Source organism: Kitasatospora sp. NPDC059648 (assembly GCF_042734825.1).
In the GTDB taxonomy this organism is placed as follows: Bacteria; Actinomycetota; Actinomycetes; order Streptomycetales; family Streptomycetaceae; genus Kitasatospora.
Genome location: NZ_JBHWDU010000031.1, coordinates 71,811 through 85,371 on the forward strand (window position 1 = coordinate 71,811; position 13,561 = coordinate 85,371).

General features: G+C 73.2%; 13 protein-coding genes. 10 read left to right on the forward strand and 3 right to left on the reverse strand.

Annotated features, from left to right (window positions below; all coding sequences use genetic code 11):
• The first annotated feature begins 176 nt into the window (after window positions 1-176).
• Window positions 177-860, forward strand: a complete 684-nt coding sequence (locus tag ACFV1W_RS20185; protein ID WP_380418354.1) for an alpha/beta fold hydrolase — start codon at window positions 177-179, stop codon at window positions 858-860.
• Between the two features lie 607 nt (window positions 861-1,467).
• Here ACFV1W_RS20185 and cynS read toward each other — a convergent pair.
• Together cynS and ACFV1W_RS20195 are read right to left on the reverse strand one after the other, a co-directional pair.
• Complete coding sequence (gene cynS / locus ACFV1W_RS20190) at window positions 1,468-1,938, reverse strand: cyanase (protein ID WP_380418356.1); 471 nt, start codon at window positions 1,936-1,938, stop codon at window positions 1,468-1,470.
• A gap of 63 nt (window positions 1,939-2,001) precedes the next feature.
• Window positions 2,002-2,595 (reverse strand): carbonic anhydrase, encoded by a 594-nt coding sequence (locus ACFV1W_RS20195; protein WP_380418358.1) that lies wholly within the window; start codon window positions 2,593-2,595, stop codon window positions 2,002-2,004.
• Between ACFV1W_RS20195 and cynR the strand changes: the two genes are divergently transcribed.
• Entirely contained in the window at window positions 2,557-3,438 is an 882-nt protein-coding gene (gene cynR / locus ACFV1W_RS20200) for a transcriptional regulator CynR (RefSeq protein ID WP_380418360.1), read from the forward strand. The genes ACFV1W_RS20195 and cynR overlap by 39 nt on opposite strands.
• Before the next feature lie 18 nt (window positions 3,439-3,456).
• On the opposite strand, the gene ACFV1W_RS20205 is transcribed toward cynR, so the two are convergent.
• Window positions 3,457-4,917: an FAD-dependent monooxygenase gene (locus ACFV1W_RS20205; RefSeq protein ID WP_380418362.1), complete on the reverse strand. Its 1,461-nt coding sequence runs from the start codon at window positions 4,915-4,917 to the stop codon at window positions 3,457-3,459.
• Between the two features lie 127 nt (window positions 4,918-5,044).
• Between ACFV1W_RS20205 and ACFV1W_RS20210 the strand changes: the two genes are divergently transcribed.
• The 8 genes from ACFV1W_RS20210 to ACFV1W_RS20245 all read left to right on the forward strand — a co-directional run bounded on the left by ACFV1W_RS20210 (window position 5,045) and on the right by ACFV1W_RS20245 (window position 13,521).
• On the forward strand, window positions 5,045-6,058 hold the full coding sequence (locus ACFV1W_RS20210; RefSeq protein WP_380418364.1) for an Lrp/AsnC family transcriptional regulator: 1,014 nt from the start codon (window positions 5,045-5,047) through the stop codon (window positions 6,056-6,058).
• A 178-nt stretch (window positions 6,059-6,236) separates the two neighbouring features.
• Complete coding sequence (locus ACFV1W_RS20215; protein ID WP_380418366.1) at window positions 6,237-7,817, forward strand: MFS transporter; 1,581 nt, start codon at window positions 6,237-6,239, stop codon at window positions 7,815-7,817.
• A gap of 104 nt (window positions 7,818-7,921) precedes the next feature.
• Entirely contained in the window at window positions 7,922-8,311 is a 390-nt protein-coding gene (locus ACFV1W_RS20220; RefSeq protein WP_380418368.1) for an SCO5389 family protein, read from the forward strand.
• A gap of 210 nt (window positions 8,312-8,521) precedes the next feature.
• Window positions 8,522-9,550 carry an LLM class flavin-dependent oxidoreductase gene (locus ACFV1W_RS20225; RefSeq protein WP_380418370.1) on the forward strand — a complete coding sequence of 343 codons (1,029 nt, stop codon included), beginning with the start codon at window positions 8,522-8,524 and terminating at the stop codon, window positions 9,548-9,550.
• 97 nt (window positions 9,551-9,647) lie between these two features.
• On the forward strand, window positions 9,648-10,301 hold the full coding sequence (locus ACFV1W_RS20230; RefSeq protein WP_380418372.1) for a DNA-binding domain-containing protein: 654 nt from the start codon (window positions 9,648-9,650) through the stop codon (window positions 10,299-10,301).
• A complete protein-coding gene (locus ACFV1W_RS20235; RefSeq protein WP_380418374.1) occupies window positions 10,259-10,414 on the forward strand; it encodes a hypothetical protein in 156 nt (51 codons plus the stop codon). The genes ACFV1W_RS20230 and ACFV1W_RS20235 overlap by 43 nt, the downstream gene beginning before the upstream one ends.
• 65 nt (window positions 10,415-10,479) lie before the next feature.
• Entirely contained in the window at window positions 10,480-10,686 is a 207-nt protein-coding gene (locus ACFV1W_RS20240) for a hypothetical protein (protein ID WP_380418376.1), read from the forward strand.
• Window positions 10,687-10,953: 267 nt separating this feature from the next.
• Entirely contained in the window at window positions 10,954-13,521 is a 2,568-nt protein-coding gene (locus ACFV1W_RS20245) for a collagenase (RefSeq protein ID WP_380418377.1), read from the forward strand.
• Window positions 13,522-13,561 lie beyond the last annotated feature (40 nt).

The following is a 13,561-nucleotide window of genomic DNA, read 5'->3' on the forward strand; positions in this document are numbered from 1 at the left end:
GCGGCCGACCGGGCGGGTCGACGCACTCGCGGGCAGGAGAGGACACTGCGGATGGCAAGCAGCTCGGTTTGGCACCAACGAACGTGACGACACGTCAGCAACCGTTGCGATGCGGCCTGAGCCGGTGACACGATCTCGATGTCGCTGCTGACGGCCCGCCCCGAGGAGATGCCCTGATGTCCACGTCCGCCGACCGCCCGTCGATACTCCTCGTGCACGGCGCCTGGCACGGTTCCTGGTGCTTCGACGGCCTCCGGCCCCTGCTCGACGCCGCCGGCCGGCGAACGCACACGGTCGACCTGCCCACCGCCTCGTCCGGCACGGCCGGGCTCCTCGACGACGTACGGGCGGTGCGCGAGGCGCTCGCGCGGACCGACGGGCCGACCGCCGTGGTGGCCCACTCCTACGGCGGTGTCCCCGTCACCGAGGCACTGGCCGAGGCGCCGAGCGCGGTGCACGCCGTCTTCCTGGCGGCCTATCCGCTGGAAGCGGGCGAATCGCTGGCCTCCTTCCTCGGCCTGCCGGAGTCGGGAGAGCCGGTGGGCAGCGTGCCGCCACCGGAGGACGCGCGTGAGGTGTTCTTCGGCGACGCCGAGGAGGAGGCCGCCGCGCGGGCCCTGGCGCGGCTGACGCCGCAGAGCGCGCGGTCCTTCCGGGAACGGGTGACCACGGCGGGCTGGCGCTCGACGCCGTCCAGCTACATCGTCTGCGACGACGACCTCGCGCTCGAACCCGCCCACCAGGAACGTCTGGCGGCCCGGACCGGCTCCGTCCACCACCTGCCGGGCAGCCACTCGCCGTTCCTCTCGCGCCCCGCCGAGCTCGCCGCCCTGCTGGACAGGATCGTCTCGAACAGCTGAAGGGGGGACCTGTGGAGGACCCGCAGTTCACCGTGGAGTTGGCCGGTGCTTCGCCCCGCGACGCGGCCGCGCTCAAAGCGGTCCGCACGGTGACCGGGCTGAGCCTGTGGCGCAGTGGCCAGGTGTTGGACACCGGGGCAGCCACCCTCGTGTCGAACGTCCCGTACGAGGTCGCTTCCCACGCGGCGGAGGTCCTGCGTCACGCGGGGGTGCCGACCGCCGTCCGCTGCGACTGGTGTCGGCGCAGCCTGCCCGAGGACGGCTCCCCCGTCGACTCCGGGCCCTGCGCTTCGGTGTCCTGGCAGCCCGCCCACTGTCGGGCCAATTCCATGACCCGCTGTGACTGCGAGTACTGCGCCGAGTTCGGCTTCACCGGCACCCGGACTCACCGTGCCCCTGATCCGGGCCGATGGCTGGGTCAGGGGCTACCGGCGCAGCAGTCGGCCGGTGGCGGCGAGGTGGTCGAGCACCGTGCGGGTCGTGGCGCTGGCACGGGGGATGGTCGCGGTGGGTGAGGTGGGCGAGCTCGGCGAGCTCGCCGCAGGGGGTGGGATGCCGGTGTGGTCGGCGGGGCGGGTCGAGGACCCGCCCCGGCCCGAGGGCCGGATCAGAAGGGCCTGGTCGGCAGGTACTTGCCGTCCAGCGTGATGACGGCGCGCTCGCCGCCCTCGGGGTCGGCGACCTTCTTCACGTCGAGCTTGAAGTTGATCGCGGAGATGATGCCGTCGCCGAACTGCTCGTGGACCAGGGCCTTGAGGGTGGTGCCGTAGACCTGGAGCATCTCGTAGAAGCGGTAGATGGTCGGGTCGGTGGGGATGCCGCCGGGGATCGAGCCGCGGGTGGGGATGGTCTGGAGCAGCAGCGCCGCGTCGTCGTCCAGGCCGAGCAGGGCTGCGACGGCCTTGGCGGACGCCTCCGGCAGGGCGTGCTGGCCGAGGACGGCGGCGGTGGTGAAGGCGACCGACAGGCCGGAGGCGTCGGCGACCTGCTGCCAGCTGAGGTTCTTGCGGGTCTTGGCGTCGACGGCGGTGACGGCGAGGGCCTGGCGGGCGGTGGGGTCGGACTGGGCGTGCACCATGGGGTGATCCTTTCGGGTTCGCGGCTGCGCGGAGCCGCTGGGTTCGGGGAGGGTGAGTGCGGGTCAGGCCGCTGTCGCGGCGCTGCGGGCATCGGCGGTGAGGTCCTCGACGCGGCCGGTGGCGATGTCGAAGACCCAGCCGCGCAGGGTGACGGTCCGCTCGGCGAGGGCCCGGGCGACGGACGGGTGGGTGGCCAGGTTCGCCAGCTGGGCGAGCACGTTGTGCCGCACCAGGGCCGGTACGTCCCCCTCGGTGGCGGTCCGGGCCACCGAGGCGTCGGCGAGCCGCAGCCAGTCGGCGACGGCCGGGGCGCCGCTCAGGTCGTGGCCGTGGGCGAGGGCGGTCATCGCGCCGCACGCGGAGTGCCCGCAGACGACGATGTCCCGCGCGCCCAGGGTGGCGACGGCGTACTCGATGCTCGCCGTGACCCCGTCGGCCCCGGGGGTGTAGGCGGGCACCAGGTTCCCGGCGGTACGGATGACGAACAGCTCGCCCGGCTCCGAGCCGGTGATCAGCTCCGGTACGACGCGGGCGTCGGAACAGCCGATGAACAGCGTGTGCGGGGCGTGGTGGTCGGCCAGGCGGGTGAAGAGACCTTCCCTGGCGGGGAAGACGTCGTGCTGGAAGCGTGCGATGCCCAGGGCGAAGTCACGCATGGAGTCACAGCCCTGTCCCAGCAGATCAAGCAGCTCGAACGGGCCCTCGGCACCCAGCTGCTGGACCGCACCGGACGCACGATGCGGCTCACCGACGCCGGGCAGGCGTACGCCCACCACGCCCGTCGCGCGCTACGGGACCTGGCCGCCGCCGAGCGCGCCGTCCACGATGTCCAGGACCTCTCGCGCGGACAGCTGCGCCTGGCCGTCACGCCCACCTTCACCGCCTACCTGGTCGGCCCGCTCACCGCCGAGCTCCACGCCCGGCACCCCGGCATCACCCTCACCGTGCGGGAGACCAGCCAGGACCGCATCGAAGCCGGGCTGCTGACCGACGAGTTCGACCTCGGCATCGCCTTCCAGGGCCCCCGCCTGCCCGGCGTCACCGCCACCGCCCTGTTCACCGAGACCCTCGCCCTGGTCACCGGCACCGGAGCCGGCACCGGCACCGAGACCGGCACGGCCGCCGGGCGGCCCGCCCCCCTCCCCGTACGGGACCTCGACGGCCGGCAACTGGCCCTGCTCAGCGGTGACTTCGCCACCCGCGGACACATCGACGACTACTTCGCGCGGCACGGCGTCAGCCCGCGGATCGCCGTCGAGGCCAACTCCGTCCAGGCCCTCACCGAGGTCGTCCAGCGCACCCCGCTCGCCACCGTCCTCCCCGAGGCCGTCACCCACGAGCACCCCCGCCTCGCCCGGATCCCCCTCGACCCTCCCCTCCCCACCCGCACCGTCACCCTGCTGCGGCGCTCCGACGCCTACCGCAGCGCCGCCACCCGCGCCTTCACCGACCTCACCCACGCCCTCGTCCGCACCCGCGGCTACCCGCCGGCCCCGTGAGGAGCGGGCCGGCCCCGGTCAGCTGGACGCCGGGGCGCCGAACCAGCGGATGAGGGACGGCCGCAGGGTCTCCGGGGTGCCGACCCAGCAGACGTAGCCGTCCGGACGCACCAGCATCGGCTCGACCGCCGCAGCACCGCGGCCGGCGCGGCCCACGCGGTCGACCCGGTCCGACCAGGGGGCGAGGGTCCCGGCCAGGGTGTTCAGGGGATCGACCAGCAACCCGCGTCCGGAGCGCAGCAGTTCGTGCAGCCGGGCCGGGCCGAGGTCGGCGTCAGGGGCGGGACCGCCGAGCAGCGGGTGGGGAGCGGCGTCCGGCATCGGGTAGCTGGTGGCCGTCCCGGCCATCATGTCGCCGAGGCGGCGCCGCACCTCCGGCAGCTGGGCCAGCTCGGTGAAGAGCTCCCGGGCGGCCGTCACCTCCGGGTCGCCGGTGCCCTCCCAGTCCATCAGCAGGCTCTGCGCCTGGACGTTGCGCAGCACCAGCGCACCGGCCAGGTGGCGTTCGGTGTGGTAGCTGTCGAGCAGGCCCTCCGGCGCCCAGCCGCGCACGGCGGCGCCCAGCTTCCAGCCCAGGTTGAAGGCGTCCTGCATGCCGGTGTTCATGCCCTGGGCGCCGAGCGGGAGGTGGACGTGGGCGGCGTCGCCGGCCAGGAACACCCGCCCGTGCCGGTACTGCGCCACCTGCCGGGCCGCGTTGGTGATCCGGCGGGCGTGGCGGAGTTCGAGCAGCCGCACCCGTTCGCCGAACACGGCCCGCAGCCCGGTGCGGATCTCCTCCTCGGTGATCGGGACGTCCCTGGGCACCGAGCGGCCCGGCCCGCCCAGGGCGAGGCGGCGCAGCGGCCTGCCCCGGTCGTCCGTGCCGAGCGGGAACACCGCCGCCCAGGTGCCGTCCTCGGCGCGGTGGTGCGTCCCCAGCTCCTCGGTGCCGCTGAGCCGGACGTCGGCGGCGATCGTGGTCGCCGTGCCCGCCCGGCCGGGGAACTCGGCCTTCAGCAGCGAGCGCACGGTGCTGTGGCCGCCGTCGGCGGCGATCAGGTAACGGGACCGTACGGTACGGCCGTTGGAGAAGCTCGCGGTGACGCCCTCCTCGTCCTGGGCGAGGTGGACCAGTTCGTGGTCGCGCCGCACGCGCAGGCCCTGCTCGGCGAGGTGGTCGTGGAGGAAGCCCTCCAGGTCGACCTGCGGGACGGAGCGCCACGGCAGCCGGGGGCGGACGGCGCTGTCGGTGGGCAGGGGGATGCCGGCGAAGTGGCTGGTGCCGACCGGGTGGTCCCCGGTGGCCAGCAGCGGTTCCAGCAGGCCGCGCTGGTCGAGCGCCTCGACCGTGCGGGACTGCATGCCGCCGGCCCGGGAGAGGGCGCTGCGCTGCGGCAGCCGGTCGGCCAGTACGGGCGAGGCGCCCGCCAGCAGCAGTTCGTTGGCCGCCGTCAGCCCGGTCGGGCCGGCGCCGACGACGAGTACGTCGGTGTCCATGGTTCTCTCCCTGGTGTCCGTCGAACAGTGGTTCTCGTGCCGGGACCAACGCTCGCTCCGCCGGGGGCGGTTGGGCGAGTGACCGGCGCGACGGCGGCGGGATCCGACACCGGCTACGCTCTGCGCGGTGGAATCCGACTACGACGACCTGGACCGCCGCCTCGTCCACGCCCTGCAGGTCGACGGCCGGGCCCCGTTCAGCACGATCGCCGCCGTCCTCGGGGTGTCGGACCGCACCGTCGCCCGCCGGTACGCCAGGCTGCGCTCGGCCGGTGCGGTGCGGGTGCTCGGCGGGATCGACCCGACGGCGCTGGGCGCGGTGCTGTGGCTCTTGCGGGTGCGCTGCGCACCCTCCGCGTCGGTCGCGGTCGCCGAGGCGCTGGCCCGGCGCCCGGAGACCTCCTGGGTGAGCCTGTCCTCCGGCGGCACCGAGATCACCTGCACGGTCCGCGCCGAGAGCGAGGCCGACAGCGAGGCGCTGCTGCTGGCCCGGCTCCCCCGCACCCCGCGGGTGGAGGGGGTGAGTGCCCACTCCGTCCTGCACACCTTCTACGGCGGCCCGGACAGCCTCATCGCCAAGCTGGGCCCGCTGGGCGCGCAGGCCGTCGAGGCACTGCGCCCCGCCCCGCCGCCGAACCCGCTGGAGTCGCCGGAGCCGCCGGTGCCCCCACGGCCGCTGCCCGACCGGTCCGGGCCCGTGCGACTCGACGACGGCGACCGCAGGCTGCTCGCCGCACTCGCCGCCGACGGCCGCGCCGGTTTCGAGCAGTTGGCCGAGCTGACCGGCTGGTCGCCCAGCACCGTCCGGCGCCGAATGACGGAGCTGCGCGAACGCGGGGTGCTCTACCTGGACATCGACTGCGACAAGCGCCTGCTCGGCGCCGGCACCCGGACCCTGCTGTGGCTCTCCGTCGCTCCCCCGCATCTGGAAGCGGCCGGCCGGGCGCTGGCGGGCCACCCCGAGGTCGCCTTCGCCGCCGCCACGACGGGCCCGACCAATCTGTACGCCACCGTGGTCTGCGCGGACCAGCGGGCGCTGTACCGCTACCTCACCACCCGGGTCGCCGCGCTTCCGGCCGTCCTCCAGGTCGAGACCGCGCCGGTGATCCGCACCGTCAAGCAGGCCGCGCCGCGGGCGTAGCGACCACCGGTTCCCGGCCGGGCCGAGCCTCCTTCCCACCCCGGTCGGCGGCTGTCCGGAAATCAACGCTTGTCCGTAATGAACGGTTGTGTTCCCTATCGGCCGGGTCTACTGTCATTGATGGCGAACGGATCCGCCCCCTGCCCGTCGTTCGCCCCGAGCCATTGGGGAACCTGCCATGGCCACCTCGCGTGCCCTGGCCACGGCTGCGCCCGCGACCGCACGTCGGGGCCAGCACCCAGGGATAGCCCTCACCGTCATCGCGGCCACCCAGTTGATGGTGGTTCTCGACGTCACGATCGTGAACATCGCCCTGCCGCACATCCAGCAGGCGCTGAAGTTCTCCACCACCGACCTGTCCTGGGTGATCAACGCCTACACCCTCGCCTTCGGCGGGCTGCTGCTGCTCGGCGGGCGCGCCGGCGACATCCTCGGGCGCCGGCGTGTGTTCGTCGTCGGCGTGCTGGTGTTCGGTCTGGCCTCGCTGCTCGGTGGGGTCGCCCAGTCCTCGCCCTGGCTGCTGGCGGCCCGGGCGCTCCAGGGAGTGGGCGGGGCGATCGCCTCGCCCACCGCGCTGGCGCTGATCGCCACCAACTTCGAGGAGGGCCCGGAGCGCAACCGCGCGTTCGGGGTGTACTCCGCCGTGGCCGGTGCGGGCGGGGCGGTGGGCCTGCTGCTCGGCGGCATGCTGACCTCCTGGCTGTCCTGGCGGTGGGTGCTGTTCGTCAACGTGCCGATCGCCATCGCGATCGCCGTGCTGGCGCCGCTGTACATCAACGAGTCCGAGCGCCGCCCCGGGCGCTTCGACCTGACCGGCGCGTTCACCGCCACCGTGGGCATGGTGTCGCTGGTCTACGGTTTCATCCGGGCCTCCGGGCACGGCTGGACGGACCCGGTCACGCTCACCGCCTTCTGCCTGGCGGTCGGACTGCTGGCGGCCTTCCTGGTCAACGAGCGGCGGGTGCCGCAGCCGATCACCCCGCTGCACCTGTTCCGCGAACGCAACCGCTCCGGCGCGTACGGGCTGATGCTGTGCGTGGCGGCGACGATGTTCGGCATCTTCTTCTTCATCACCCTGTTCGTGCAGGAGATCCTCGACTACAGCCCGCTGCGGGCCGGTTTCGCCTTCCTGCCGATCAGTGCGGCGATCGCCGCGGCCGCCCAGTTCGCCGCGCGCAGCCAGCTGCGCTGGGGCCCCAAGCCGTTCCTGGTCACCGGCTCGGTCCTGGTGCTGTGCGGGGTGTTCTGGGCGTCCCGGATCGACGTCGACGGCACCTTCACGGGCAGCGTCCTCGGACCGACGCTGCTGTTCGGCTTCGGGATGGGCTCGATCTTCGTCCCGGCGGTGCTCACCGCCGTCTCCAAGGTGGCTCCGCACGAGACCGGGGCGGCCACCGGGATGCTCAACACCACCCAGCAGGTGGGCGGTTCGCTCGGCCTGTCGATCCTGGTCACGGTGTTCGGGACGGCGAGCCGCAACGAGGCCCGGCAGCAGGTCGGGAAGTTCCTCAGCCATGCCACCCCGGAGCAGGCCGCCCGGTTCCGGGCGAGCGGGAAGCTGCCGGCGCCGTACTCCTCGGAGGTGCTGGCGCACGGCATCGCGACCGCCTTCCGGATGGGCCTGGTGTTCGCCGCCCTCGCGGTGCTGATCGCGGTGTTCGTCATCAAGGCGCCCCGGGTGCCGCGAGTACCGCAGGCCCCGGACGCCGGCCCTTCGAAGGCGGCGCCGGGCGTCAGCCCTTCGGGGGGAGGTGCTTGACAGACCGTCGGGACGTCCAGGAGAGTCCTTCACGCAAATGGTTTTCATCTTCGTTGGCCATCCCCCGGCCGCGCCCTGCGCGCGCCCCGCGAAAGAGGACCCCCATGTCGCTCGACGTCTCCCCCGCCCTGCTCGACCAGGCCCGCAACGGCCGCGTGGACGAGGCCGACTTCCTCGACACCGTGCGCGGCTCGCTCCCGTACGCCTACCAGGTCGTCGCCGGCCTCAGCGCCGAACTCGCCTCCGGCGGAGCCGAGTTCACGACCGACAACACCACGCCCAGCGACGATCAGCGCGCCCAGCTGCTGCGCGCGCTGGCCAGCAACGCCATCCGCGGCAGCCTGGAGGACCACTTCGGCGTGAAGCTCGCCTTCGTCAACTGCCACCGCGTCGGCGCCTTCCGCCCCGGCTCGGAGGACAGCGAGGCGTACCGCGAGTTCACCTCGCTGCACAACCAGATCCGCAACCAGAGCCCGGAGCTGCGCAGCTGCTGACCCGCACGCACGGCCGCGCCGGGCGCCCGCCCCGCAAGGGTGGGCGCCCGGCGCGGGCGCGCCGGTGTTGCGCCGCGTTGCGGCCCGTTGCGATCCGCTGTCCGGATCGCGCGCCGATCTTGTCGGGCCGCGCACGGCCTGCGTACGGTCGACGGGCACCAGCCGTCCGGCCCTCCCCGGGGCCGCAGGATCCCACGCGGAGCCGCCACCATGCCGCCCTCCCCCCGCCCACTGCGGAAACTCGGCTTCCTCACCATCGGGCTCTTCGACGAGGCCGACCCGCGCCGGGGGCACGAGTCCACCCTCGACCTGATCGCCCTCGGGGAGCGGCTCGGCTTCGACAGCGCCTGGCTGCGCCACCGCCACTTCCAGTACGGGATCTCCTCGCCCGTCGCCGTCCTCGCCGCCGCCACCCAGCGCACCAGCCGCATCCAGCTCGGCACCGCCGTCACCCCGCTCGGCTGGGAGAACCCGCTGCGGCTCGCCGAGGACCTCGCCACCGTCGACCTGCTCTCCGGCGGCCGGCTCAACCCCGGCTTCAGCGTCGGCCGGCCCACCCACTACGAGCACGTGCGCGACGCCCTCTACCCGGACACCGGCGACCACGAGGACTTCGGCCACCGCCGCGCCGAACGGCTGCTCGCCCTGGTCCGCGGCGACGACGCCTCCGGCTTCGCCGGCACCGAGGGCATCGAGGTGTACTCGCCCCGCGTCCAGCCGCACTCGCCCGGCCTGGCCGACCGGCTCTGGTACGGCGCGGGCAGCCTGCGCTCCGCCCGCTGGGCCGGCGAACACGGGCTCAACCTGCTGACCAGCAGCGTGGTCAAGCCCGAAGCGGCCGATGCCGCACCGGACTTCGCCGGGATACAGGCCGCGCAGATCCGCGCCTTCCGCTCCCTCCACCCCGAGAGCGAGCGCGCCCGGGTCTCCCAGGGCCTGGTGGTCATCCCCACCGACAGCGCCACCCCCGAGCAGCGCGCCAGGTACGCGGCGTACGCCCTCGCCCGCACCCCGCGCACCCTCGCCCCGCAGGGCCCGGCCCGGCTGCTCTTCGCCCCGGACCTGGTCGGCACCTCCGAGGAACTCGCCGAACGACTGCACGCCCACGCCGGCTACCGGGAGGTCGACGAGGTCGCCTTCGCCCTGCCGTTCACCTTCGGGCACGAGGACTACGTCCAGATCCTCACCGACCTCGCCACCCGGCTCGGGCCGGCCCTCGGCTGGTCGCCCTCGGCCTGACGAGGCCGGGGCCGCACCCCGGATCCGCCGACCTCCCGAACCCCCCGGCCCGCCGATGCGGTACCCGTCGACCGCACCGGCCGTTTGCGCTGCCCGAATGACGCGCTCCTGCGTCCGGATCCTCTTCCCGTCCGGTGCCCCGCGCCCGAACGCCGGGCCCGGGCGGCCGCCACGCCCCCGGCCCCACCGCCGCACGGCCCTGCTGGCCTGCGCCGTTCCGTTCGCCACCAGGGCGGTTACGTTCCGTATCGTCCTGGCCCCCCACGGTCCCGCAACGGACCGCTCCGCCGACAGCGTGCTCGCGGCCGCCGCCAGGCTCTCCCCCGGCCAGTGCCTGGAGGCCTACCGGCGCGGCTACCGCCTGCGCCTGCTGGAGGCGATGCGCGGCCTCCACCCCGCCCTGCGGGCCCTGTTGGGCGACGCGCTCTTCGACGACTGCGCCCTGGAGTACCTGGCCTCCCTCCCGTCCCGCTCCCACACCCTGTTCCAACTCGACGCGCGCTTCGCCGACTTCCTGGCCGAGCACCGCCCCGACCGGGACCGGCCGGCCGCCGGGCGCGAGGCGTGGATCGACGTGGTCACCGACCTGGCGTACGACCGGCCCCTCGCTGCGGCTGCTCGTGCTGAGCGCGCACCGGTGCACGCCTTCGCGGCGGCCGTCCGCCGGGCCGGCCCGCCCGGGATCCGCTGCCGAGGCGGGTTCCACTGGTGCTCTCCCGGCGCGACCACGTCGTCACGGCCACCGAACTGACCGACTCCGCCCACCGGTTCCTCGCCGCCCTGGTCGAGGGCGGCACCGTCCGGACGGCGGCCGCCGGAGCGGGTCTGGACGAGGACACCGCCGCGCACCTGCTCCACCGCTGAACGGCGGACGGCTGGGTACCGGCCGAACCCGTCCCCCCAACCCCCACTGTCAGGAGACACCCATCGTGACCGCCACCACCTCCGCCATCGACGAGGCCCTCGTTCCCGTCTTCCTCACCGACGAGGCCACCAGGGTCGACGCCGAAAAGCCGATCACCACCCGGGAGGAGTTGGTCAAGAAGCTGCGCGACGCCGCCATGGCCCACTTCCCCCAGCTCGGCGGTGACAACAGCGTGCGCTGGCTGATCGGCAAGCTCCCGGACGAAGTCTGATCCGGGGCCGCCCCCTCGGACCCGCCGGCCGGTCCGGCTCCCCACCGCGGGGAGCCGGGCCGGCCGCATCGCGTCTGCGGCGGGCGGCTCGACCGCTCCGTTCGCGGGCCTCCTGCCGTCGTATCCACTCCTGCACGCACCCTTGCGATGACATATAACCTGTGACATTGTTCTGACCCGATTCCGGTGACAGGTCACACGTCAACTCCCCCTCGCCTCGTGGCCGACGCCGCGTCACCTCCCCCACCTCAGGACAAGGACACCGCAGTGCGTCTGCGCCAATCCCTTCCGCTCCTGGTGGCCGCCGCCCTCGCCGGGCCCGCCACCCTGCTACCGGCCCCCGCCCTCGCCGCGGCCGCGACGACCGTGGCGGCCGCGAACCCCACGGCCCAGGCTCCGGCCCGGGCCGGGACGGCCGCGCCGAAGCCGTTCGGTGCCGAGGTCGCCGCCGACACCTCCGAGACGCTGGGCCGCACGGCCGCGCCGCTCCCCCCGGAGCTGCTCGGCCAGGCGCTCCAGCCGACCGGGACGGCCGTCCAGACCGCCCCCGACACCCGCGCCGCCGCGCCCGCGGCCAAGCGCGCGCTGACCGCGCAGGCCCCGGCCGCGCCCAGCTGCACCCCCGCCGACTTCGGCAGCCGCAGCGGCGCCGCCCTGGTCTCCTTCGTCCAGGGCGCGACCACGGACTGCGTCAAGACGCTGTTCAACGTCACCGGCACCGACGCGGGCAAGGTCTTCAAGCAGTCCCAGATGCTCGCCGTCGCCAACGCCTTCAAGGCCCAAGCGGCGAACTACACCGGCGACAACTCCGCCAACCTCCTGCAGCTCGTGCTCTTCCTGCGGGCCGGCTACTACGTCCAGTCCAACAACTCGAGCGCCGTCGGCCCGTACGACGGCACGCTCACCTCCGCCGTCCAGGCCGGACTCGACGCCTTCTTCGCGACCGCGCACCGCAAGGACGTCAGCGACGCCAACGGCACCGTGCTCAGCGAGGTGCTGATCCTCACCGACAGCGCCAACATCCAGGCGCACTACCTGAAGGTCTACCAGCAGGTCCTGAACAGCTACGACAACGGGTACAACGCGTTCCCGAAGATGGTCAACGCCGTCAACTCCGTGCTGTGGGCGCCGCTGTGGCGGGCGAACTGGAACCCCGACTACGTCAGCGCCGTGACCGCCGACCCGAGCGTGGTCACCACGCTGGCGAACTTCGCGCAGAACCACAAGGACCTGCTCGGCACCGCCAACGCCTTCCTCGACGTCAACGCCGGCAACGACCTCGCCCGCACCGCGGGCGACGGCGGCAGCATCGAGGCCTTCGCCAAGCCGCTGGTCAAGAAGGTACTCGACACCACCCCGATCTCCGGCGCCGTCGGCAAGCTGTACGTCTACACCGCGTACAACGCCAACCAGTACGACAACGCGCAGTGCTCCTACTACGGCACCTGCGACCTGCCCGGCAAGCTCACCGCCGCCGTCCTGCCGAACACCCTGGTCTGCGACAACCGCACCATACGCACCGAGGGCCTCTCCCCCCAGGAGCTGTCGACCGTCTGCGAGAGCCTCCGGGGCGAGGACACCTTCTTCCACAACCTCGTCAAGGACGACGGGCCCGTCCCGGACCAGTACGGCAAGACCATCACCCTCGCCGTCTTCTCCAACCGGGACGACTACCTCACGTACTCCTGGGCGATCTACGGCAACTCCACCGACAACGGCGGCCAGACCGTCATGGACGTCACCGACCCCGGCAACAAGCCCGTGTCGGTGATGTACCAGAAGGCGTGGATCGACGGCTTCCCCGCCAACGTGTGGAACCTCAACCACGAGTACACCCACTACCTCGACAACATCTACGACATGAAGGGCAACTTCTCCACCGAGATCTCCGTCCCGGACATCTGGTGGATCGAGGGCGTCGCCGAGTACGAGTCCTACGCCTACCGCGGCACCACCGACACCCAGGCGATGGACGAGGCCGCCGCGCACCGGTACAAGCTCAGCACGATCTTCCAGAACACCTACGACAACTCGGACACGGTGCGCACCTACCCGTGGGGCTACCTCGCCGTGCGCTACATGTTCGAGAAGCACCCCGCCGACATCCAGAACATGCTCGGCCACTTCCGCACCGGTGACTACCAGGGCGGCTACGCGGTCTACAACGGCCTCGGCACCTCCTACGACGCCGACTTCGACACGTGGCTGACCGCCTGCGCCGCGGGCGCCTGCTACGCCGACGGCCCGACCGCCCTGTTCGGCCAGTCCGTCGACGGCGCCACCGTCACCCTGACCGACAGGTCCGTGGAGACCGGCTCGAAGGCCTCGCTGGCCTCCTGGCACTGGACCTTCGGCGACGGCAGCAGCTCGAACGAGCGGAACCCGGTCCACACCTACGCCGCCGCCGGCACCTACACCGTCGACCTGACCGTCACCGACAGCAACGGCAAGTCCGCCAGCACCCCGGCCTCGGTCACCGTCACCGCCGGCGGCAGCACCACCCTGCCGACCTGCACCGACCCGCGCACCGACGCGCTCGGCCGGAACTGCTCCCGCCCGAACCAGGCCCGCACCGCCGGGAACCTCGACTACTTCTACCTCTACCTGCCGGCCGGCACCACGACCCTGAAGGTGTCCGCCTCCGGCGGCACCGGCAACGCGGCCCTCTACTACAACCCCGACAACTGGGCGTCCCCGGCGGCCCACACCGCCGCCTCCACCAACCCGGGCACCGCCCAGACCCTCACCGTCACCAACACCACGGCGGGCTACCGGTACGTCAGCCTGTACGCCACCACGGACTTCAGCGGGGTGACCGTCAGCACCCAGTACTGATCCCCCGACCGAACGGCCGAGCGGCGCGTCCCCCACCGGG